Raw genomic sequence first — 20,507 nt, forward strand, 5'->3', positions numbered from 1 at the left:
CCAATGATAGCGTTTCTGGAGCGATTCCTCCCGAATGGGCTCTAGTAAAATAGGGTTATGCAGCAGCTCATCCTCGATATCCGTCCGGATGCCCCACCTCAGTTCGGCAATTTTCTGCCCGGCCAGAATGCCGAGGCGGTCGATGCCCTGGCCCGCTTCGCCGGCGGCGAGGCGGTCGAGCCGCTGATCTATCTCTGGGGCGAGGCCGGCAGCGGCAAGAGCCATCTGCTCAAGGCCAGCGTCGATGCGGCGCAGGGCGGCGTCTACTGTCCGGGCGAGCCCCTGCCCGAGACCCTGCCGCCGCTCTTGGCGGTGGACGATGTCGATGCGCTCGGGCCCGAGGCCCAGGTCGGCCTGTTCAACCTGATCAACCAGGCGCGCGAAGGCGCGGGCCGCATCGTCATGGCCGGCAAGCTGCCGCCTGCGCGTCTGGCCCTGCGCCAGGACCTGACCACTCGTCTGGGCTGGGGCCTGGTCTTCGCGCTCAAGCCGCTGACCGACCAGGAGCGTACTGCCGCCCTGCGCAGCCGGGCGGCCGCCCGCGGCATGCGCCTGCCGGACGAGGTGGCCGGCTACATGCTCAATCACTGCCGGCGCGATCTGCCGGGCCTGCTCGCCACCCTGGACGCGCTCGACCTGTTTTCCCTGAGCCGCAAGCGGGCGGTGACCCTGCCGTTGTTGCGCGAATTCCTGCAGCAGTAATGCACCTGCTGGTCGCGGTCAGCCATCACGGCCTCGGCCACCTGGCCCAGGCGGCGCCGCTGCTCGACCGGCTGCGGCAACTCAAGCCCGATCTGCGCTTCACCATGTACAGCGCCTTGCCGCGGGCCGCCCTGGCCGCGCGCATCGCGCCGCCCTTCGACCATATTGCGCAAGCCGCCGATTGCGGCATGGCCATGCACGACGCCTTGCGGGTCGACCGGGTGGCGAGCCTGGCCTGCTACCGGGAGTTTCATCGCGACTGGCCGCAGCGGGTGGCGCAGGAGGCTGCGCGCCTGGTCGATCTGGCGGTCGATGCCGTGCTCTCCGACGTCGCCTATCTGCCCCTGGCCGCGGCGCAGTCGCTCGGCCAGCGCTCGGCCGCGCTGTGCTCGCTCAATTGGGCCGACATCGTCCAGGCCTATCTGGGCGATGCGCCCGAGATGGCAGCGCCCCTGACGCAGATGCGCATGGCCTATCGCGGGGCCGATCTCTTCCTGCGCCTGGAGCCGGCCATGCCCATGACCGACCTGGCCAATGCCGTGTCGGTGCCGCCGGTGGCCGGCCGCGGCCGCTCACGGCGTGGCGAATTGCGGGCGCGCTTGAACCTGCCGTCGAATCAGCGCCTGGTCCTGCTCGGCATGGGCGGCATCGGCTATGCCTGCGATCTGGCGGTCTGGCCGCGCACGCGCGGCATCACCTGGCTGGCGCCTGGCGCGTGGTGCCGGGGGCATCCCGACTGCATAGCCTTCGATAAACTGGATTGGCCCTTTCTCGACCTGTTGGCCGGCGTCGATGCGCTGGTGACCAAGCCCGGCTATGGCAGCTTCGTCGAGGCGGTGTTGCACGCCGTGCCGGTGCTCTACCTGGACCGGCCGGATTGGCCGGAGGCGCCCTGTCTCAAGGCCTGGCTGCATGCCCAGGGCCGGGCGCTGCGGATCGAAGAGGCGGAGCTGAACGGGCTAAACTTGCTGGAGAAGCTGAACGAGCTGTGGGGCTTGCCGGCGAGGCCGGCGCCGCCTGCCGACGGGGTCGAGCAGGCGGCAACGCATTTGTTGACTTGGTTGGCTTAGGCCTCGGACTGCGATTCCTTGGCGATCTCTTCGTGCACCTTGGCCATGTCCAGCTCGCGGGCCTTGCCCAGCAGCTCGTCGAAGGCGCCGGCCGGCAGGGCGCCGGCCTGGGAGTAGATGATGACCTTCTCGCGGAAGATCATCAGGGTGGGGATGGAGCGGATCTGGAAGTGCGCGGCCAGGGCCTGCTGCTCTTCGGTGTTGATCTTGGCGAACACGATGTCGCTATGCTTCTCCGAGGCGGCCTCGAACACCGGGGCGAAGCCGCGGCAGGGACCGCACCAGGGGGCCCAGAAGTCGAGCACGACGAAGTCGTTGCTGAGGATGGTGTCTTCGAAGTTTTCTTCGTTCAGTTCGAGAACGGCCATGGCAGGGTGCTCCAGAGGATTGGCATATCGGGCCGGCAACCATATCATGCTTTGCAGGCCGTGCCTAATCAGCGGTCATGGAGGAGAACCCATTGAAGGATATCGAGAATTTCCGCCGCGGCGTCGAAGCGATGGTCGAGGAGTTGCGCGCGACCATGTTGGAACTGGGCAGCGAGGGACCGAATGAGACCTCGGTGGTCAGCAATGCCCGCGACCGTCTGCGCTATATCTCGGCCCTGACCGAACAGGCGGCCGGCCGCACCCTCACCGCGGCCGAGGCCCTGTCCGACCGGATCAAGGCGCAACAGGCGCTGGCGGCCGCGCTGGCGGGCAAGACCCGATCGCCGCAGATCCGCGCCTTTCTCGAGCAACTGCAGGCCGAGCATCAGGCCGCCGCCGGCCAGCTGGCCGAGATCATCCAGGCCCAGGAGTTCCAGGACTTGGTCGGCCAGGTGGTGAACAAGCTGCTCGTCATGGTGCAGAAGATGGAAGACAACCTGGTCCATCTGCTGATCGACGACGACCCCGACCCTCACCTGTCCGGCCCGGTCACGCGCGAGTCGGAACGGGTCAGCCAGGACGACATCGACGACCTGTTCGGTTGAACTTTCGCCGCTGCCGGCCGTCTTCCTGAAAAACCATCAGGAGCCAGCGCATGCTGATCAAGCGTCCCGCCGACATCCGGCCTTCCGAGATCACGCCCGAGGCGGTCTACCGCGACCGCCGCCGCTTCATCCAAGGTGCGGCCGCCCTGGCCGCCCTGGCCGCGCTGCCGGCCGAAGCGGCCTTGCCTCCATACAAGAAGGGGGCTTACGGCACCACCGAGCCGGTCAACAGCTTCAAAGAGATCACCAGCTACAACAACTTCTACGAGTTCGGCACCGACAAGGCCGACCCGGCGGCCCACGCTTACAGTCTGCAGACACGGCCGTGGACCGTGAGTATCGAGGGTGCCTGTCGCAAGCCCAAGGTCTGGGACATCGACGCCTTGATCAAGGCCTTTCCCCTGGAAGAGCGCATCTACCGGCTGCGCTGCGTCGAGGGCTGGTCCATGGTCATTCCCTGGCTGGGCTTTCCCCTGGCCAACCTGCTCAAGCAGGCCGAGCCGACCGGCGACGCCAAATATGTGGAGTTCTCCAGCCTGCACGACCCCAAGCAGATGCCCGGCCAGCGCCGCGCCATCCTCGACTGGCCCTATGTCGAAGGTTTGCGCCTGGATGAGGCCATGCATCCGCTGACCCTGCTGGCTGTGGGGCTCTACGGCCAGGAGCTGCCCAAGCAGAACGGCGCGCCCATCCGACTGGTGGTGCCATGGAAGTACGGCTTCAAAAGCGCCAAGTCCATCGTCCGCATCCGACTGGTCGAGCAGCAGCCGGTGAGCAGCTGGATGAAAGCGGCCCCACGGGAATACGGCTTTTATTCCAACGTCAATCCCGAGGTCGATCATCCGCGCTGGAGTCAGGCCAAGGAACGGCGCATCGGCGAGTTCCTCAAGCGACCGACCCTGATGTTCAATGGCTATGGCGACCAGGTGGCCCATCTCTATGCCGGCATGGACCTGAGAAAATACTTCTGAGCCGGGCATGGCGTTCCTCCGCGACCCCAAGCCCTGGCTGTTTCTGATCTGTCTGTATCCCCTCGCTCGCTTGGGTTATCTCGGCTACACCGACGGCCTCGGGGTCAACCCCATCGAGTTCATCACGCGCTCGCTCGGTACCTGGACCCTGACTGGTCTTCTGCTCACCCTCGCGGTCACCCCTGCTCGCAGGCTGACTGGACGCGCCAGCCTCGTGCGCCATCGCCGGATGCTCGGCCTGTTCGCCTTCTTCTATGGCGTCCTGCACCTGCTGTCGTATCTCTGGCTCGACCAGTTCTTCGATTGGGCGGCGATGGTCAAGGATGTGCTGAAGCGGCCGTTCATCACCTTCGGCATGGTCGCCTTCCTGCTGCTGCTGCCGCTGGCGCTGACCTCGACCCAAGCGGCCATGCGCCGGCTCGGCCGCAACTGGCAGCGCGTGCATTGGCTGATCTACCCGGCGGCGATCGCGGGCGTGCTGCACTATGGGTGGCTGGTGAAGAAGGATCTGACCCAGCCGCTGATCTACGGCGGCATCCTGGCCCTGTTCTTGGGCCTGCGGGTTTTCTGGCGCTACAAAAAAACAAAGGCGGGATGAACCCGCCTTTGTTCAGAGCAACAGACTAGCTGTTACTTCTTCTTGGCTGCCGGCTTCCGTGCGGCCGGACGCTTGGCCGGGGCCTTCTTGGCGGCCGGTTTTTTGGCGGCCACTTTCTTCACGGCGGGCTTCTTGGCCGCGGTCTTCTTGGCGGCCGGTTTCTTGGCTACTGCCTTCTTGGCGGCCGGTTTTTTGGCGGCCACTTTCTTCACGGCGGGCTTCTTGGCCGCGGTCTTCTTGGCGGCCGGTTTCTTGGCTACTGCCTTCTTGGCGGCCGGTTTTTTGGCGGCCACTTTCTTCACGGCGGGCTTCTTGGCCGCGGTCTTTTTGGCGGCCGGTTTCTTGGCTACTGCCTTCTTGGCGGCGGGCTTCTTAGCCGCGGTCTTTTTGGCGGCGGGTTTTTTGGCGGCCGGTTTCTTGGCTACTGCCTTCTTGGCGGCGGGCTTCTTAGCCGCGGTCTTTTTGGCAGCGGGTTTCTTGGCCGCGGCCTTCTTGGCAGCCGGTTTCTTAGCGGCGGTCTTTTTGGCGGCGGGTTTCTTGGCCGCGGGTTTCTTGGCGGCGGTGGTGGTGACGGAAGAACTGCTCACTGCGGTTTCAAGCGCGCTGCTGGTGGTTTCGGCAGTCATATTCGACTCCTCTATGAAGTTAAGTTGCCTGACTCACATGCCTGTATCCAAGCATTTCCGCGCATCTCCGCGCGATGAGGCAATTCTAGAACCAAAAAATATTTGCGCAGCAAGTGTTTATGTGCGAGGGCTACGACAATTTCTCGTAGTGTGTTATCGCGACAACAACACTTCATTCGCGAACAATGCAGCGATGTCTTCGCGTCGACGAATGAGGTGCGCGCGATCGCCATCCACCATCACTTCAGCGGCACGCGCGCGCGTGTTGTAGTTCGAGCTCATGCTCATGCCATAGGCGCCGGCAGAGAGGATGGCGAGCAGATCGCCTTCCGCCAGAACCAGTTCACGATCGTGGCCGAGGAAGTCGCCGCTCTCGCAAACGGGCCCGACGATTTCATAGCGACGCGCTTCACCCTGGCGAACCGTCACCGGCACGATGTCGTGCCAGGCGTCATATAGCGCCGGTCGCATCAGGTCGTTCATCGCGGCATCGACGATGGCGAAGTCCTTGGCCTCGCCGTGTTTGAGATACTCGACCCGGGTCAGCAGCAGGCCGGCGTTGCCGACCAGGGAACGGCCCGGTTCGAGGATGAGTTTCTGCGGCCGGCCCTTGAGTTTGCCGAGCAGGGTGCGGGCGTAGGCGTCGACTGCCGGCGGCGTCTCGTCACGGTAGCGGATGCCGACGCCGCCGCCCAGGTCGAGATGGCGCAGTGGGATGCCCTCGGCAGCCAGGGCATCGACCAGTTGCAGCACCTTGTCCAGGGCCTCGGCGAAGGGGGCGACCTCGGTCAGCTGGGAACCGATGTGGCAGTCGATGCCGACCACCCGCAGGTTCGGCAACGCGGCAGCGAGGCGGTAGACCCGCAAGGCCTCGTCGTGGGCGATGCCGAACTTGTTCTCCTTGAGCCCGGTCGAGATGTAGGGATGGGTCTTGGCGTCGACGTTGGGGTTCACCCGCAGGCTGATCGGCGCGGTCTTGCCAAGCTCGCCGGCCACCCGGTTCAGGCGGTGCAGCTCGCTTTCCGATTCGACGTTGAAGCAGTGGATGCCGGCGGTGAGCGCGGCGCGCATCTCCTCGGCCGTCTTGCCGACGCCGGAGAACACCACCTTGTTCGGGTCGCCGCCGGCCGCCAGCACCCGGGCCAGTTCGCCGCCGGAGACGATATCGAAGCCGGCGCCGAGGCGGGCGAACAGGTTGAGGATGGCCAGGCTGGAGTTGGCCTTCACCGCGTAGCAGATCAGATGTTCGTGGCCGGCGAAGGCGCGGTCGTATTCCCGATAGGTCGATGCCAGTGCGGCGCGGGAATAGACGTAGGTCGGCGTGCCGTGGGCGTGGGCGATGGTGTCCAGGGCCACGTCCTCGAAATAGAGGCGGCCTTCGCGTCGGGTAACCAGATTCATTGCGGTGCGGTGGGTTGGGGTTTCGGATCGTCCGGCAGGTAGAGCGGACCTTTTTTGCCGCAACCGGACAGGGCGATCAGCAGACAGAGCAGAAGCACTCGGGACATGGCGGCATCGGTAAAATAGCGGCGACGATTGAGTTTAGCATGGGGTGAACATGGACGAACGTGAATACCAGACGCAGGCCGACGCCGTTCTGGCTCGGATCGAGGAAGGCGTCGAAGGGTCCGGGGCCGAGGTCGAATGCGAGCGGGCCGGCAGCGGCATCCTGGAGCTGGAGTTCGACGACGGTTCCAAGATCGTGATCAACAAGCAGGCCGCGGTGCAGGAGATCTGGGTCGCCGCCAGGAGCGGCGGTTTCCACTATCGCTGGCAGGACGGCCAGTGGCGGGACACCCGCACCGGCGAGGAGTTGTTTGCCGCCCTGTCGCGCCTGGCCAGCGAGCAGGCCGGCGCGCCGGTTAATCTCGCTTAAGCCAGCTTCGCCCGGGCCCGGGCGAGGGCGGCGCGCACCTGTTCCGGCGCCGTGCCGCCGATATGCTTGCGCGCGGCGAGCGAGCCTTCCAGGGTGAGCACGGTGTAGACGTCGTCGGCGATCAGGTTCGAGAAGCCCTGCAGCTCGGCCAGGGTGAGCTCGGCCAGGTCGCAGCCCTTGGCCTCGGCCGCGCGCACGGCGCGGGCCACCGCCTCGTGGGCCTCGCGGAAGGGCAGGCCCTTCTTCACCAGATAATCGGCCAGGTCGGTGGCGGTGGCGAAACCCTCGGCCGCCGCCCGGCGCATCGCCTCGGGCTTGACCCGGATGCCGGGGATCATCTCGGCGAGCAGGGCCAGGGTGTCGATCAGGGTGTCGACCGCGTCGAACAGCGGCTCCTTGTCTTCCTGGTTGTCCTTGTTGTAGGCCAGCGGCTGGCCCTTCATCAGCGTGAGCAGGGCGACCAGGTGGCCGTTCATGCGGCCGGTCTTGCCGCGCATCAGTTCGGGCACATCCGGATTCTTCTTCTGCGGCATGATCGAGGAACCGGTGCAGAAGCGATCGGCCAGGTCGATGAAGCCGAAGCGCGGGGTCATCCACAGCACCAGCTCTTCCGAGAAGCGCGAGAGGTGGGTCATCAGCAGGGCGCCGGCGGCGAGGAATTCGATGGCGAAGTCGCGGTCGGACACGGCGTCGAGCGAGTTCTCGCACACCGCCTCGAAGCCGAGTTCCTGCGCGACGAATTCGCGGTCGATCGGGAAGGTGGTGCCGGCCAGGGCGGCGGCGCCCAGCGGCAGGCGGTTGACCCGGCGCCGGCAATCGGCCAGGCGCTCGGCGTCGCGCGACAGCATCTCGAAGTAGGCCAGCATGTGGTGGCCGAAGGTGACCGGCATCGCCACCTGCAGGTGGGTGAAGCCGGGCATCACAGTGTCGGCATGCTTTTCCGCCAGATCGAGCAGGGCGCTGCGCGATTGCTTGAGCAGGGCGAGGATCTGGTCGATGGCGTCGCGCAGGTAGAGCCGGACATCGGTGGCGACCTGGTCGTTGCGCGAACGGCCGGTGTGCAGGCGCTTGCCGGCGTCGCCGATCCTCGCGGTCAAGGCGCGCTCGATGTTCATGTGCACGTCTTCCAGGTCGAGCGACCAGTCGAAGCGGCCCGCCTCGATCTCGGCCCGGATCTCGGCCATGCCGCGCTCGATGGCCGCAAGGTCGTCGGCGGAGAGGATGCCGGCCCGATGGAGCATCTTGGCGTGGGCGAGCGAGCCCTGGATGTCGAACGGCCACAGCCGCCAGTCGAAGGGGATGGAGGCGGTGTAGCGCTTCACCCGTTCCGACACGGGTTCGGAAAAGCGGCCGGACCAGGTGTTATTGCTGTGCGGGGTATCGTTCGACATGCGGGTTCATCCTATCGGCGGCCGACATATATATGTCTATGTCGGTTTGCGGTTCGCCCGGATTTTACCCTCAATGACAAGACTCAGTGACGCGGGCTGGTCTGGCGCACGACGGCCAGGCCGTTCTCGATCACCTCGTTGAAGTAGTAGCCGTAGTAGTCGACGGTGGACAGGCCGATCAGGGGCTGACCCAGGCGCTTGCCGTCCGGGCTGAAGACGACCACGGTCGGCACCATGCCGATGCGCTGGCGCTCGGCGAAGTCGCCGTGGCTGATTCTGCGGCCTTTGAAGTCGCGCAGCATGCGGCCGCCGCCGACCTCGACCCGGCGCATGACCAGCTTGGTGTCGTAGTCGCGGTTGCGGCTGGTCGGGATCATGAACTCGTCGAGCACCACCTTGCAGTAGGGGCAGGATTCGCTGACGAAGGCGATCATGATCACGCCCTGGAAGGAGCGGGCCAGTTGGGCATCCTTGGCCAGGTCCTCGGCATCGGGCACCCCCTCGGCCGCGGCCGTCATGGCGGCCCATGCTAGAATGCCCGCCAGCAGCGTGAACAGTCGTTTCATGCGCAACTCCGTTAACTTCGATGGATTCTGACGTTGGCCGGCCGCCGGCCCAATAGTTCAATCATGCCGACCCGCGTTGTCATCGCCACCCGAGAAAGCCAGTTGGCCCTGTGGCAGGCCGAACATATCCGCGCCCGTCTGATGGCCCTGCACGAAGGTCTGCAGGTCGAACTTTTGGGCATGACCACCCAGGGCGACCAGATCCTCGACTCGCCCCTGTCGCGCATCGGCGGCAAGGGTCTGTTCGTCAAGGAGCTGGAGCAGGCCATGGCCGAGGGCCGGGCCGACCTGGCGGTGCATTCGATGAAGGACGTGCCCATGGTGTTGCCGGAAGGCTTCGTGCTGACGGCGATCACCGAACGGGAAGACCCGCGCGACGCCCTGGTCTCCAACCGGTACAAGCGTCTGGCCGAATTGCCGGCCGGGGCCGTGGTCGGCACCTCCAGCCTGCGCCGCCAGGCCCAGATCCGCGCCCGCTTCCCGCAGCTGAAGATCGAGACCCTGCGCGGCAACGTCAACACCCGCCTGCGCAAGCTGGACGAGGGCCAGTACGACGCCATCGTGCTCGCCGCCGCCGGCCTCAAGCGCCTGGAACTGGGGCATCGCATCAGCGCCCTGCTGGCGCCGGAAGAAAGCCTGCCGGCAGTGGGCCAGGGCGCGCTCGGCATCGAGATCCGCAGCGACCGTCCCGATCTCGTCCAACTGCTGGCGCCGCTAGCCGATGCCACGACCTCGGCCTGCGTCCGCGCCGAGCGCGAACTCGGTCGCGTGCTGCAAGGCGGCTGCCAGGCCCCGATCGGCGGCCATGCCGTCGTGGCCGAGGGCCGCCTGCACCTGCGCGGCTTCGTCTCCGACCTGGAAGGCGTCCGCTTCTACCGGGCCGAGGCCATGGGCGACATGGCCGAGCCGGAGGCGCTCGGCCGGCAAGTGGCCGAGGCCCTGCTCAAGCAGGGCGCCGACAAGGTCATGGCGGAGTTGCTCGGGCATTGACGGTGTCACTCGCGGGCAAGGGCATCCTGGTGACCCGGCCGCGCGAGCAAGCGGCGCCGCTGCTCGAACGCCTGCAGGCCGCGGCTGCCCGCCCCCTGCTGTTCCCCAGCATCGAGATCGCGCCACCGGAGGATACGGCCCGGCTGCATGACGTCATCGATCGCCTGGCCCAATTCGATTGGGCGATCTTCATCAGTCCCAGTGCGGTGGACATGGCCTGGCCGGTGATCGAATCGCGCCTGGGCCATTGGCCGGCGGCGGTGAAGATCGCCGCGGTCGGGCCGGGCACGGCGCGGGCCCTGCAACGGCATGGCATCGAGCAGGTGCGGCTGCCGGAACAGGGCGCCGACAGCGAGGCCTTGCTCGCCCTCGGTGAATTTCAGCAGCCGGCTGGCCGGCGCGTGGTCATCTTCCGTGGCGAAGGCGGCCGCGAGCACCTGGCCGAGACCTTGCGCGCGCGCGGCGCCCGGGTGGAATATGCCGAGTGCTACCGGCGCCGGCCGCCGCGGGCCGACCCGGCGCCGATCCTGGCGGCCTGGCGACGCGGCGAGATCGCTGCGGTCAGTGTGACCAGCGCCGAGGGCGTGCGCAATCTCGCCACCCTGCTCGGCACGGCCGGCCGGGCGTTGTTGCGCGCGACGCCGATGTTCGTGCCGCACGCGCGCATCGCCGAGGCGGCGCGCGCGCTCGGTGTGCAACAGGTGCAGGTGACCGCCAGCGGCGATGAAGGATTGCTGATGTCTTTGAATGAATGGTTTGCCCATGAACAGCCCCGTGCCTGACCCCGCCAAGCCGGGCCGTTCGCCCTGGCTGCCGCTCGCCCTCGCCCTGGCCGTGCTGGCCCTGATCGCGGCCGGGGCGGTGGCCTGGCTGCTGCACGTGCGCATGCAGGAACTCGAGCTGCAGCTGGCCAAACGCATCGGCGAGTTCGACAGCGCCAGCCGCCAGGCCCAGGCGGTGGCCCGGCAGGCCGGCACCACCCTGGACAGCGTGCTCGCGCGTCTGGATGCCCTCGAGGCGCAGTCGTTGACGGCGCAGAACCAGCAGCTTGCCCTGTCGGCCATGTACCAGGAACTGGCGCGTAGCCAGGACGAACGCGTGCTGGCCGACATCGAGCAGACCCTGTCCCTGGTGCAGGAACACCTGCAGCTGGCCGGCAATGTGCGCGCCGCCCTGATCGCGCTGGAGTCGGCCGAGCAGCGTCTGAGCCGGCAGGGCAAGCCGCAGTTCGCCGCCCTGCGCCAGGCGATCGCCCGCGACGTCGAGCGCCTGCGCCTCTTGCCCAATGCCGATGTCATCGGCCTCAACGCCCGGCTCGACGCCCTGATCCAGAACATCGACCTGCTCAAGCTGGAGTCGGAATCGGAGCCGGCGGCAAAGCCGGCAAAACCGGCCAAGACCGGCGCGGTCGACACCGCCAGCCGTTTCGGCCGCGAGATGTGGGAGGAGTTCAAGCAGCTGGTGCGCATCCGCCGGCTCGACCACCCGGACCTGCCGCTCCTGGCACCGGAGCAGATCTACTTCGTGAAGCAGAACCTCAAACTGCGGCTGCTCTCCGCCCGACTGGCTGCACTGCAGGGTGACCAGGCCACCTGGAAGTCCGACCTGACGGCGGCCCAGGCCTGGGTCACCCAATACTTCAACCGCAACGACCCGCTGGTGCGCGGCACGCTTGACAGCCTCAAGCACCTGGCCGCGGCCTCGGTCTCGGTCGAGGGGGCCGACATCTCGGGCAGCCTCAAGGCGCTGAACGAGGCACGCAAGGTGGTGCGCAGCTGATGATGCGGGCGGCCCTCTGGCTCCTGCTGCTGTTCGCCCTGGCGGTGCTGCTGGTGCTGGCGGCGCGCTTCGACCAGGGCTATGTCCTCATCGTCTACCCGCCCTGGCGGATGGAGATGTCCTTCCTGTTTGCTGTCGTCTTCGCCACGATCTGGTTCTTCCTTGCCTATGCCGTGCTGCGCATCCTGCGCGTTACCCTGCGCCTGCCCGGCGAGGTCAAGGCCTGGCGTGCCGAGCGGCGCCGGCGGGAGGCGGAGAACATCGTCTGCCAGGCCACCGCCGCCTTGCTCGCCGGCGATGCCGCGGAATCCCGTCGTCTGGCCGATCAGGCCCTGGGTAGCGAGGCGGTGCCGCTGGCCGCCCTGGTCGCGGCCCGCGCTGCGCTCGAACTGGGCGACCGCGCTGCGGCCCAAGGCTATCTGGCCCGGGTCGAGCCGGGCAGCGGTCAGATGGAAGCCACGCGCCAGGCCCTGCTGCGCCGCCTGGCTCAACCCTGATTCAGACCGCCTGCCCGGCCACCCAGCCGGACGACCAGGCCCACTGGAAGTTGTAGCCGCCCAGCCAGCCGGTCACGTCGACCACCTCCCCGATGAAATACAGCCCCGGCACCGGCGTCGCCTCCATGGTCTTGGACGACAGGGCACGGCTGTCGACCCCGCCCAGCGTCACCTCGGCCTTGGCATAGCCCAGGGTGCCCGAGGGCATCAGGCTCCAGCTTTGCAGGGACTCGATCGCCGTCTGCATGTCGCGCTTGCTGAACTGGGCCAGGGGCTTGTCCAGATTCAGCAGCATGCACCATGCCTGGGCGAAGCGGCGCGGCAGGTGGTCGGCCAGCAGGTTAGCCAGCAGGACGTTGCCATGTCGATGCGACTCCAGCCAGGCCGGCACGTTAAGATCGGGCAAGAGATCGAGCGCGATCGGCTGCTTCTTCTCCGCGCCGTATTCCTGCAGCTGCCAATAGCTGGAGACCTGCAGGATGGCCGGACCCGAGAGGCCGCGATGGGTGAGCAAGACATCCTCGCGAAAGCGCGGCTTCATCCCCGGGCAGCGGGTCTGTGCCTCGAACGAGGCGCCGGACAAGGGCTGCAGCCGCGCCAATGTTTCCGGCGCCAGGGCCAGCGGCACCAGGGCGGGCTTCGGCGCCACCACGGGCAGGCCGAACTGCTCGGCCACCTTGTAGCCGAAGGGGCTGGCGCCGATCTTGGGCGCGGCCAGGCCGCCGCTGGCGATCACCAGCGAGTGGCAGCGGAAGGTGCCCTCGGTCGTGGCTACCTCGAAGTGCATGCCGTCGGTCTCGCGGCGTTCGATGCGCTCGACCATACAGCCGGTCGCCCATTGCACGTCGCCCTGGGCGCATTCGCGCTGCAGCATGACGATGATGTCCTGGGCCGAGTCGTCGCAGAACAGCTGGCCATGCTCGCGCTCGTGATAGGGGATGCGGTGGCGCTCGACCAGGGCGAGAAAGTCGCGGGCGGAGAACTGCTTCAGCGCCGAGCGGGTGAAGTGAGGGTTCTGCGACAGGTAGTGCTCGGGCCCGACGTCGCGGTTGGTGAAGTTGCACCGGCCGCCGCCGGAGATGCGGATGCGCTCGCCGATCTTGTCGGCATGGTCGATCAGCAGCACCCGGCGGCCGCGCTGGCTGGCCCGGGCCGCGCACATCATGCCGGCGGCGCCGGCGCCGATGATGATGACATCGAAGCGCATCGGGTGCGGCCGACCCGGGATCGGATCAGTTGCCCTGGAAGTTGAAGGCGTCGGAGAAGAACTCGTCTTCCGGCAATCCGCGTGCGGTCAGGGCCTTGTGCGCGGCCTCGACCATGCTGGGCGCGCCGCAGGCGTAGACCTGGTAGCCGGAGAGATCGGAAAAATCCGCCAGCACGGCATCCTGGACATGGCCGGTGCGGCCGGGCCAGCCGGCATCGGGCTGCGACAGCACCGGGATGAAGCTGAAGTTGCGGTGCTGTTCCTGCCACTGGCCGGGCAGCGCGGCAAGATACATGTCCTCAAGCTTGCGCGCACCCCAGTAGAGGACGAACTGCCGGTCGCTCTGGTGGTGGAAGGCATGGCTCAGGATGCTCTTGATCGGGGCGAAGCCGGTGCCGGTGGCGAGGAAGAGCGCCGGCTTGTCCGACTCGCGCAGGAAGAAGCTGCCGAGCGGGCCGTTGATGCGCATGATGTCCTTCACCTTCATGGTGTTGAACACGTGCTCGGTGAAGGCGCCGCCGGGAACATGGCGCACGTGCAGTTCGAGCAGGGCGTCCTCCTCCGGCGCATTGGCCAGGGAGAAGCTGCGGCGCTTACCGTCTTTCAGCAGGAAGTCGATGTACTGGCCGGGCAGGAACTGCAGGCGCTCGTTGGCCGGCAGCTTGAGGAAGAGCTGCATGACATCATGGCTCAGGCGTTCCATGCGCTCGATCCGGCAGGGCAGGGTCTTGACCGGGATGTCCTTGGCCGCGCCGACCTCCTTCACTTCGATGACCAGGTCGCTTTTGGGCTTGGCCGAGCAGAACAGGGCCAGGCCGCGGTGGCGCTCCTCGTCGGTCAGGGTGCCGGGCTGGTAGTCGCCGTAGTCGACCTCGCCCGCCAGGAGCTTGCCCTTGCAGGCGCCGCAGGCGCCGTTGCGGCAGCCGTAGGGCAGGGCGAAGCCGGCGTCGAGCGCGGCGGAAAGCACGGTTTGACCCGCTTCCACAGTAAACTTGTGGCCGCTGGGCTGGATGGTCACCTGATACGACATCCCGAATTCCTCACGAATCAGCAAAGAAAAGACATGTTGCGCATACTCATCATCGGCTGCGGCGATATCGGCCTGCGCATCGCCCGCCAGCTTCAGGGCCGGGCCCGGCTGTATGCCTTGAGCCGCTCACCTGACAGCCGCGCCCGGCTGCGTGCCGCCGGCATCACGCCCATCGCGGGCGATCTCGACGATCGCCACAGCCTCAAACGCCTCGCCGGCCTGGCCGACTGGGTGTTGCATCTGGCGCCGCCGCCGGGCGAAGGGACGGGCGATCCGCGCACGGTCCGGCTGCTGGCGGCCCTGGGGCGGGGCAGTCTACCACGGGCGCTGGCCTACATCAGCACCACCGGGGTCTATGGCGATTGCGCCGGGGCCTGGGTGCCCGAGACCCGGCCGGCGCGGCCGCACAACGCCCGGGCCAAGCGCCGGGTGGCGGCCGAGCGGGTCCTGCGCGGCTGGGGCCGGGCCCATGGTGTGCGTGTGGCCATCCTGCGCGCGCCGGGCATCTACGCCGCCGGCCGCCTGCCCGGGGAGCGGGTGCGCCGCGGCTTGCCCGCCTTGTTGCCGGAAGAGGACATCTACACCAACCACATCCATGCCGACGATCTGGCCCGGCTGTGCGTGACCGCCCTGCTGCGCGGCCGGGCCAACCGGCTGTACAACGCGGTCGACGACAGCGGCCACAAGATGGGCGACTGGTTCGACCTGGTAGCCGACCACCTCGGTCTGCCGCGGCCGCCGCGGCTGCCGCGGGCAGAGGTCGAGGCGGCGGTGACGCCGGCCATGCGCAGTTTTTTGAGCGAGTCGCGCCGCCTGTCCAACCGGCGGATCAAGGACGAACTGCGTTTCCGCCTGCGCTATCCCACGGTGCAGGCGGGTCTGGCGGCGATATGAAGCAGGCAAGCGGCGGCATTCTGTTCCGCACGGGCAGCCAGGCCGAACTCGAGGCGGCCGACGCGGCCTTCCGCGCCCTGCTCGCGGCGCACGGCCTGGCCGCCGAAGTCGAATCCGGGCCGGCAGATAGGGCCGGTCGCCCCGCCCGGCGCTTCTGGCTCAAGGCCGCCACGGCCGAGGCCTGGGCGCCGGGCGGCGACACCCTGCAGCTGGGCGAGCGGCTTGGGCTCGACGGCATCGCCCGGCCGCAGGATTTGGAAAAGGAGATCCTCCTCGCCCTGCTGCTCGGTCCGGTGGCCTTCGAGTATCCCAGCTACGCCGAGCTCCTCGCCGCCATCCACATGCGGCGCTACATCGTCGAGGCCGCGCGCCGGACCGAGCTCGATTTCCACACCACCGAGGCCGAGCGCCCGGCCGACTATTGGCGCTATGTCGAGGACTGCGGCTTCGTCATCCTGCCCGGCAAGCCGCTGATCGAGGCCCTGCGCCTGGCCACCCAGCCCGAGCGCTCGGGCCGGCGCTATGCCTTCTCCTGCTACCGGGCGACCGAATACGTCATCCTGCTCGGCATCGCCGAGGAACTGGCCGCGAGCAACCCCGAGCTGCTGGCCCGGCTGCAACGGCAGTGGGAGCAGAGGCCCATCATGTCCGGCCGCTTCCACGACGTCTTCCTGCGCGAATACGGCACCATGGAAGACCCGCTGCCGATGAAATACTACGTGCCGGGCGACCGGCTCTGGTTCCGCAACCCGGACGAGGCCTCGTCCGACGTGGTCGGCTTCGAGGGCTCCTGGGTGTTCTATCTGGGCGGCGGCCTGTTCACCAATTTCTGGCGTCACGGCAAGCCCTTCACCCTGGTCGCAAAATGCCTGGAGATCTACCACTGGCGCCACGGCGCCTATCGCGACGCCGCCGGCGAATTGCAGATGGACGAGGCCAAGGTCGAGGCGCACGTCCAGGCCACCCTGCGCGATCCGGCCGAGACGGCGCGCATCCTCGAGCGCATGCTGCGCTATCGCGACCCCAAGGGGGTCTATGCCGAGGGCGGCTGCATCGACACCTCGCGCGAATACCCGCGCTGGGTCTGCCCGGGCACGGCCGACATGGTCCTGCCCGAGTAGCTGCTTTAGGCACGAGGTTTCTCGGCGCGGTTGGTTCCCGCCTCCACGGGGATTACAATGAAAAAAAGCCGAGCGCCGACCATGGACAATGCCAATTTCACCGACCACTTCCTGATCGCCATGCCCAACATGACGGACCCCAACTTTGCCGGGACGCTGACCTATATCTGCGACCATGGCGAGCAGGGGGCCCTGGGGGTGGTGGTGAACCGGCCGATCGACCTGTCGCTGGCCAAGCTGTTCGCCCAGATCGGTCTCGACCTGGACGACGCCGAGATCAAGGACGACCCGGTCTATTACGGCGGCCCGGTGCAGACCGAGCGCGGCTTCGTCCTGCACCGGCCGATCGGCGAGTGGGGCTCCACCCTCACGGTCGGCGACCGCGTCGGCCTGACCACCTCGAAGGACATCCTGGAGGCGACCGCCCGCCACGAAGGCCCGGGCGAGATCCTGGTCACCCTGGGCTACGCCGGCTGGGCGCCGGGCCAGCTCGAGGAGGAGATCAAGCAGAACGCCTGGCTCACCGTGCCGGCCGACCCCGAGGTGATCTTCGGCCTGCCGCCGGAGGCCCGGCTGCCGGCGGCCATGCACATCCTGGGCATTGATTTGTCGATGCTATCCGAAGAAGCCGGCCACGCTTGATGGAAACCCCTATAAACCTGCTGCGCGTCCCGTCTGCGGCGTTGCGTGCTCGCTCGACCCTCGCCGTACTGTCACGTACTGTCTCGGGTCTCGCTGTGCGGCGCCTTGCGGCCGGGAGTGCTCGCGACGGTTTCTAGGGGTTTCCAGTTGCGGCGCGGCACCGTACTCGCCTTCGACTTCGGCACCAAGCGCATCGGCGTCGCCATGGGCGAGTGGGAGACCGGCCTGGCCCACGCCCTGGAGACCATCGCCGAGGAGGCCAACGAGCCGCGCTTCGCTCGCATCGCCGCCCTGCTCGCCGAATGGCGGCCGGTCGAGCTGGTGGTCGGCCTGCCGCTCAGCCTCGAGGGCGAGGAACACGAATTGACCCGTCGCTGCCGGCGCTTCGCCAACCAGTTGCACGGCCGCTTCGGTCTGCCGGTGCATCTGGTCGACGAACGGCTGACCTCGGTCGAGGCCGAGGCGCGGCTGGCCGAAGCCGGCGTGCGCGGCGAGCGCAGAAAGGCGCTGACCGACAGCCTGGCCGCCGAACAAATTCTTCAGGACTACTTCGCACACCATGCAGCTACCCGACCCGAATGAACTGATCGATCGACTGGCCGAGCAGATCCGGCCCAGCTTGAGTCCCGAATGCGCCCTGGTCGGCATCCACACCGGCGGCGTCTGGGTGATGGAGGCCCTGGCCGAGCGCCTGGGCGCCGACCTGCCGCGCGGCAGCCTGGACATCGCCTTCTACCGCGACGACTTCTCCCGCATCGGCCTGCATCCCGTGGTCAAGCCCTCGCATATCGACTTCGACATGGAAGGCCGGCGCCTGCTCCTGATCGACGACGTCCTGTATACTGGCCGCACCGTGCGCGCCGCCATGAATCAACTGTTCGACTATGGACGCCCCGCGGCCATCCGGCTGGCAGTGCTGGTGGATCGGGGGGGGCGCGAATTGCCCATCTGCGCCGATTTCGCCGGCCTCAAGCTCGACCTGCCGGATGACCGGCACCTCTCGTTGACCCGCAGCGCCGACGGCCGCCTCGGTTTCGTCCAGGGGGCGGCATGAGTCCGAATATCCAGCTCAACGAAGACGGCAGCCTGCGCCACCTGCTCAGCCTCGACGGCCTGCCGGCCCGCATCCTGACCCAGATCCTCGACACCGCCGAGGGCTTCCTCTCGGTCTCCGAGCAGGAGGTGAAGAAGGTGCCGCTGCTCCGCGGCAAGGCCATCTTCAACCTCTTCTTCGAACCCTCCACCCGCACCCGCACCACCTTCGAGATCGCCGCCAAGCGGCTGTCGGCCGACGTGGTCAACCTCAACATCTCGGCCTCGTCGCAGAGCAAGGGCGAGACCCTGCTCGACACCGTGGCCAACCTGTCGGCCATGCACGCCGACATGTTCGTCGTCCGCCACAGCTCGGCCGGCGCCGCCCACCTGATCGCGCGCAACGTGGCCGAGCATATCCGGGTGATCAACGCCGGCGACGGCCGCCACGCCCACCCGACCCAGGGCCTCTTGGACATGTTCACCATCCGCCACTACAAGGGCGGCTTCCACAACCTGCGCATCGCCATCGTCGGCGACATCCTGCATTCGCGGGTGGCCCGCTCGCAGATCAACGCCCTGACGACATTGGGTTGCCCGGAACTGCGGGTGGTGGCGCCCAAGACCCTGCTGCCGCACGAGGTCGAGGGGATGGGCGTGCACGTCTACCACCGGCTGGAAGAAGGCATCGAGGATGTCGACGTGGTGATGATGCTGCGCCTGCAGAACGAGCGCATGCAGGGTGCCCTGCTGCCCAGCCCGCAGGAATATTTCAAGTACTGGGGCCTGACCCCGGACAAGCTCAAGCTGGCCAAGCCCGACGCCATCGTCATGCACCCGGGCCCGATGAACCGCGGGGTCGAGATCGATTCCGACGTGGCCGACGGCGAGCAGTCGGTCATCCTGCCCCAGGTCACCTACGGTATTGCGGTGCGCATGGCGGTGATGAGCATTCTGGCGGGAAATTGAGCCTATCTCGATGGGAATCATGCCCCGCGTTGAGACCAGAATCGGATGGATGCAAGGCGCAGTGCGCAGGCAATGGCCATCCCATTGCCAAGCGCTGCAACGCCGCAGACGCCGATTCTGGTCTCAACCCGAAGGGCCGGTTGCCTGCGGGCGCATTGCCTCGTTGCGGGTGACTCGTGGAGAATGACTACACTTCGTCCCCCGCGCCTTGCACTGCATCCCGCAGGCAATCGGCGCGGAGCATGATTCCCATCGAGATAGGCTCATAGATGAAGATACAGATCAAGAACGGCCGCCTGATCGACCCCAAACAGGGGATCGACGCCGTGCAGGACATCTATCTCGCCGCTGGCCGCATCGTCGGCCTGGGCCAGGCGCCGGCCGACTTCCACGCCAACCGGGTGATCGACGCCACGGGCCTGGTGGTCTGCCCCGGCCTGGTCGACCTCTCCGCCCGGCTGCGCGAACCGGGTTTCGAATACATGGCGACGCTGGAATCCGAGATGCGCGCCGCGGCCGCGGGCGGCATCACCAGCCTGGCCTGCCCGCCGGACACCGATCCGCCCCTGGACGAGCCGGGCCTGGTCGAGATGCTGAAGTTCCGGGCCAAGAGCATGCCCGGTCCGCGCGTCTATCCGATCGGCGCCCTGACCTGGAAGCTCAAGGGCGAGCGCATCACCGAGATGGCCGAGCTGCACGAGGCCGGCTGTCTTGCCTTCAGCCAGGCCGACACACCCATCGTCGACACCCAGGTGCTGATGCGGGCGATGGAATACGCCGCCACCTTCGACTTTCCGGTCTGGCTGCGGCCGCGCGATGCCCACCTGATCAAGGACGGCGTCGCCCACGACGGCGCGGTGGCGGCCCGGCTCGGCCTGCCGCCGATCCCGGTCGTCTCCGAGACCATCGCCCTGGCCAGCATCATCCTGCTGATGAAGGCGACCGGGGCGCGGGTACACGTCTGCCGGCTGTCCAGCGCCGCGGCGATCGACATGGTGCGTGCCGCCAAGGCCGAGGGCCTGCCGCTCACCTGCGACGTCAACGTGCACCATCTGCATTTGACCGAGCTCGATGTCGCCGACTTCAACCCGAACTGCCACCTCTATCCGCCCTTCCGCAGCCAGCGCGACCGCGACGCCATCCGCACGGCGCTGGCCGATGGCACCATCGACGCCATCTGTTCCGACCACGCGCCGGTCGACGACGACGCCAAGGAACTGCCGTTCCAGGAGGCGGAGCCGGGCGCGACCGGGGTCGAGCTGCTGCTGCCGCTGACCCTGCGCTGGGCCAGGGAGAGCGGCCGCAGCCTGAGCCAGGCGATCGATCTCATCACCCGCAAGCCGGCCGGCATCCTCGGCATCGAGGCCGGCCAGCTCGGCATCGGCGCCCCGGCCGATCTCTGCCTGTTCGACCCCGAGGCCTGGTGGCAGGTCACCCGCAAGAGCTTGCACAGCCTGGGCAAGAACAGCCCCTTCCTCGGCCTGGAGATGCAGGGCCAGGCGCGCTACACCATCATCGACGGGCACATCGACTTTGAGCGTAATCACACCGCCTAAAAGGCCGCGCAAGCTGG

General features: G+C 67.4%; 25 protein-coding genes. 17 read left to right on the forward strand and 8 right to left on the reverse strand.

Annotation, left to right across the window (positions count from 1 at the left end; all coding sequences use genetic code 11):
• Positions 1-57 precede the first annotated feature (57 nt).
• Together hda and EL388_RS01465 are read left to right on the forward strand one after the other, a co-directional pair.
• Positions 58-702 carry a DnaA regulatory inactivator Hda gene (gene hda / locus EL388_RS01460; RefSeq protein ID WP_126458581.1) on the forward strand — a complete coding sequence of 215 codons (645 nt, stop codon included), beginning with the start codon at positions 58-60 and terminating at the stop codon, positions 700-702.
• Positions 702-1,772, forward strand: a complete 1,071-nt coding sequence (locus EL388_RS01465; RefSeq protein ID WP_126458584.1) for a glycosyltransferase family protein — start codon at positions 702-704, stop codon at positions 1,770-1,772. Before hda ends, EL388_RS01465 begins: the two co-directional genes overlap by 1 nt.
• Here EL388_RS01465 and trxA read toward each other — a convergent pair.
• The gene (gene trxA, locus EL388_RS01470) at positions 1,769-2,140 is read right to left on the reverse strand and encodes a thioredoxin (protein WP_126458587.1); all 372 of its coding nucleotides are present in this window, start codon (positions 2,138-2,140) and stop codon (positions 1,769-1,771) included. The two genes, EL388_RS01465 and trxA, sit on opposite strands and share 4 nt — an antisense overlap.
• A gap of 92 nt (positions 2,141-2,232) precedes the next feature.
• Between trxA and EL388_RS01475 the strand changes: the two genes are divergently transcribed.
• Genes EL388_RS01475 through EL388_RS01485 form a run of 3 tightly spaced genes read left to right on the forward strand, consistent with a single transcriptional unit; the run spans position 2,233 to position 4,314 of the window.
• Positions 2,233-2,745, forward strand: a complete 513-nt coding sequence (locus EL388_RS01475) for a protein phosphatase CheZ (RefSeq protein ID WP_165919090.1) — start codon at positions 2,233-2,235, stop codon at positions 2,743-2,745.
• 50 nt (positions 2,746-2,795) lie between these two features.
• On the forward strand, positions 2,796-3,716 hold the full coding sequence (gene msrP, locus EL388_RS01480; protein WP_126458593.1) for a protein-methionine-sulfoxide reductase catalytic subunit MsrP: 921 nt from the start codon (positions 2,796-2,798) through the stop codon (positions 3,714-3,716).
• A gap of 7 nt (positions 3,717-3,723) precedes the next feature.
• The gene (locus tag EL388_RS01485; RefSeq protein WP_126458596.1) at positions 3,724-4,314 is read left to right on the forward strand and encodes a protein-methionine-sulfoxide reductase heme-binding subunit MsrQ; all 591 of its coding nucleotides are present in this window, start codon (positions 3,724-3,726) and stop codon (positions 4,312-4,314) included.
• A 32-nt stretch (positions 4,315-4,346) separates the two neighbouring features.
• Here the strand turns inward: EL388_RS01485 and EL388_RS01490 are convergent, their stop codons facing one another.
• The 3 genes from EL388_RS01490 to lptM form a co-directional block, all read right to left on the reverse strand.
• Complete coding sequence (locus EL388_RS01490; protein WP_126458599.1) at positions 4,347-4,940, reverse strand: histone H1-like repetitive region-containing protein; 594 nt, start codon at positions 4,938-4,940, stop codon at positions 4,347-4,349.
• A 153-nt stretch (positions 4,941-5,093) separates the two neighbouring features.
• Positions 5,094-6,341 (reverse strand): diaminopimelate decarboxylase, encoded by a 1,248-nt coding sequence (gene lysA / locus EL388_RS01495; RefSeq protein WP_126458602.1) that lies wholly within the window; start codon positions 6,339-6,341, stop codon positions 5,094-5,096.
• On the reverse strand, positions 6,338-6,448 hold the full coding sequence (lptM, locus tag EL388_RS01500) for an LPS translocon maturation chaperone LptM (RefSeq protein ID WP_126458605.1): 111 nt from the start codon (positions 6,446-6,448) through the stop codon (positions 6,338-6,340). Before lptM ends, lysA begins: the two co-directional genes overlap by 4 nt.
• A gap of 50 nt (positions 6,449-6,498) precedes the next feature.
• Between lptM and cyaY the strand changes: the two genes are divergently transcribed.
• The gene (cyaY, locus tag EL388_RS01505; protein WP_126458608.1) at positions 6,499-6,816 is read left to right on the forward strand and encodes an iron donor protein CyaY; all 318 of its coding nucleotides are present in this window, start codon (positions 6,499-6,501) and stop codon (positions 6,814-6,816) included.
• Here cyaY and argH read toward each other — a convergent pair.
• Positions 6,813-8,207, reverse strand: coding sequence for an argininosuccinate lyase (argH, locus tag EL388_RS01510; protein ID WP_126458611.1), 1,395 nt, complete (start codon positions 8,205-8,207; stop codon positions 6,813-6,815). The two genes, cyaY and argH, sit on opposite strands and share 4 nt — an antisense overlap.
• Positions 8,208-8,290: 83 nt before the next feature.
• Positions 8,291-8,773 carry a thioredoxin family protein gene (locus EL388_RS01515; protein WP_126458614.1) on the reverse strand — a complete coding sequence of 161 codons (483 nt, stop codon included), beginning with the start codon at positions 8,771-8,773 and terminating at the stop codon, positions 8,291-8,293.
• Between the two features lie 63 nt (positions 8,774-8,836).
• On the opposite strand from EL388_RS01515, the gene hemC reads away from it, so the two are divergent.
• From hemC to EL388_RS01535, 4 genes are read left to right on the forward strand one after another with little or no spacing between them, the layout of a single operon-like run.
• Entirely contained in the window at positions 8,837-9,763 is a 927-nt protein-coding gene (hemC, locus tag EL388_RS01520; RefSeq protein ID WP_126458617.1) for a hydroxymethylbilane synthase, read from the forward strand.
• A 2-nt stretch (positions 9,764-9,765) separates the two neighbouring features.
• The gene (locus tag EL388_RS01525; RefSeq protein ID WP_232019252.1) at positions 9,766-10,545 is read left to right on the forward strand and encodes a uroporphyrinogen-III synthase; all 780 of its coding nucleotides are present in this window, start codon (positions 9,766-9,768) and stop codon (positions 10,543-10,545) included.
• Positions 10,538-11,542 (forward strand): uroporphyrinogen-III C-methyltransferase, encoded by a 1,005-nt coding sequence (locus EL388_RS01530; RefSeq protein WP_165919091.1) that lies wholly within the window; start codon positions 10,538-10,540, stop codon positions 11,540-11,542. The genes EL388_RS01525 and EL388_RS01530 overlap by 8 nt, the downstream gene beginning before the upstream one ends.
• The gene (locus tag EL388_RS01535) at positions 11,542-12,039 is read left to right on the forward strand and encodes a heme biosynthesis HemY N-terminal domain-containing protein (protein ID WP_126458625.1); all 498 of its coding nucleotides are present in this window, start codon (positions 11,542-11,544) and stop codon (positions 12,037-12,039) included. Before EL388_RS01530 ends, EL388_RS01535 begins: the two co-directional genes overlap by 1 nt.
• Position 12,040: 1 nt before the next feature.
• Here the strand turns inward: EL388_RS01535 and EL388_RS01540 are convergent, their stop codons facing one another.
• Complete coding sequence (locus tag EL388_RS01540; protein WP_126458628.1) at positions 12,041-13,246, reverse strand: BaiN/RdsA family NAD(P)/FAD-dependent oxidoreductase; 1,206 nt, start codon at positions 13,244-13,246, stop codon at positions 12,041-12,043.
• Between the two features lie 25 nt (positions 13,247-13,271).
• Complete coding sequence (locus EL388_RS01545) at positions 13,272-14,276, reverse strand: CDP-6-deoxy-delta-3,4-glucoseen reductase (protein WP_126458631.1); 1,005 nt, start codon at positions 14,274-14,276, stop codon at positions 13,272-13,274.
• A gap of 33 nt (positions 14,277-14,309) precedes the next feature.
• On the opposite strand from EL388_RS01545, the gene EL388_RS01550 reads away from it, so the two are divergent.
• The 7 genes from EL388_RS01550 to EL388_RS01580 all read left to right on the forward strand — a co-directional run bounded on the left by EL388_RS01550 (position 14,310) and on the right by EL388_RS01580 (position 20,490).
• Positions 14,310-15,170, forward strand: coding sequence for an SDR family oxidoreductase (locus EL388_RS01550; protein ID WP_126458634.1), 861 nt, complete (start codon positions 14,310-14,312; stop codon positions 15,168-15,170).
• On the forward strand, positions 15,167-16,291 hold the full coding sequence (locus EL388_RS01555) for a hypothetical protein (RefSeq protein WP_126458636.1): 1,125 nt from the start codon (positions 15,167-15,169) through the stop codon (positions 16,289-16,291). Before EL388_RS01550 ends, EL388_RS01555 begins: the two co-directional genes overlap by 4 nt.
• 81 nt (positions 16,292-16,372) lie before the next feature.
• Positions 16,373-16,933, forward strand: a complete 561-nt coding sequence (locus EL388_RS01560) for a YqgE/AlgH family protein (protein WP_126463965.1) — start codon at positions 16,373-16,375, stop codon at positions 16,931-16,933.
• Positions 16,934-17,080: 147 nt separating this feature from the next.
• The gene (ruvX, locus tag EL388_RS01565) at positions 17,081-17,515 is read left to right on the forward strand and encodes a Holliday junction resolvase RuvX (RefSeq protein WP_269470953.1); all 435 of its coding nucleotides are present in this window, start codon (positions 17,081-17,083) and stop codon (positions 17,513-17,515) included.
• A complete protein-coding gene (gene pyrR, locus EL388_RS01570; protein ID WP_126458639.1) occupies positions 17,493-17,987 on the forward strand; it encodes a bifunctional pyr operon transcriptional regulator/uracil phosphoribosyltransferase PyrR in 495 nt (164 codons plus the stop codon). The genes ruvX and pyrR overlap by 23 nt, the downstream gene beginning before the upstream one ends.
• Positions 17,984-18,934: an aspartate carbamoyltransferase catalytic subunit gene (locus tag EL388_RS01575; protein WP_126458642.1), complete on the forward strand. Its 951-nt coding sequence runs from the start codon at positions 17,984-17,986 to the stop codon at positions 18,932-18,934. Before pyrR ends, EL388_RS01575 begins: the two co-directional genes overlap by 4 nt.
• A 269-nt stretch (positions 18,935-19,203) precedes the next feature.
• Positions 19,204-20,490, forward strand: coding sequence for a dihydroorotase (locus EL388_RS01580; protein WP_126458645.1), 1,287 nt, complete (start codon positions 19,204-19,206; stop codon positions 20,488-20,490).
• Positions 20,491-20,507: the final 17 nt, after the last annotated feature.

This window comes from Sulfuritortus calidifontis (assembly GCF_003967275.1).
GTDB classification, from domain to species: Bacteria; Pseudomonadota; Gammaproteobacteria; order Burkholderiales; family Thiobacillaceae; genus Sulfuritortus; species Sulfuritortus calidifontis.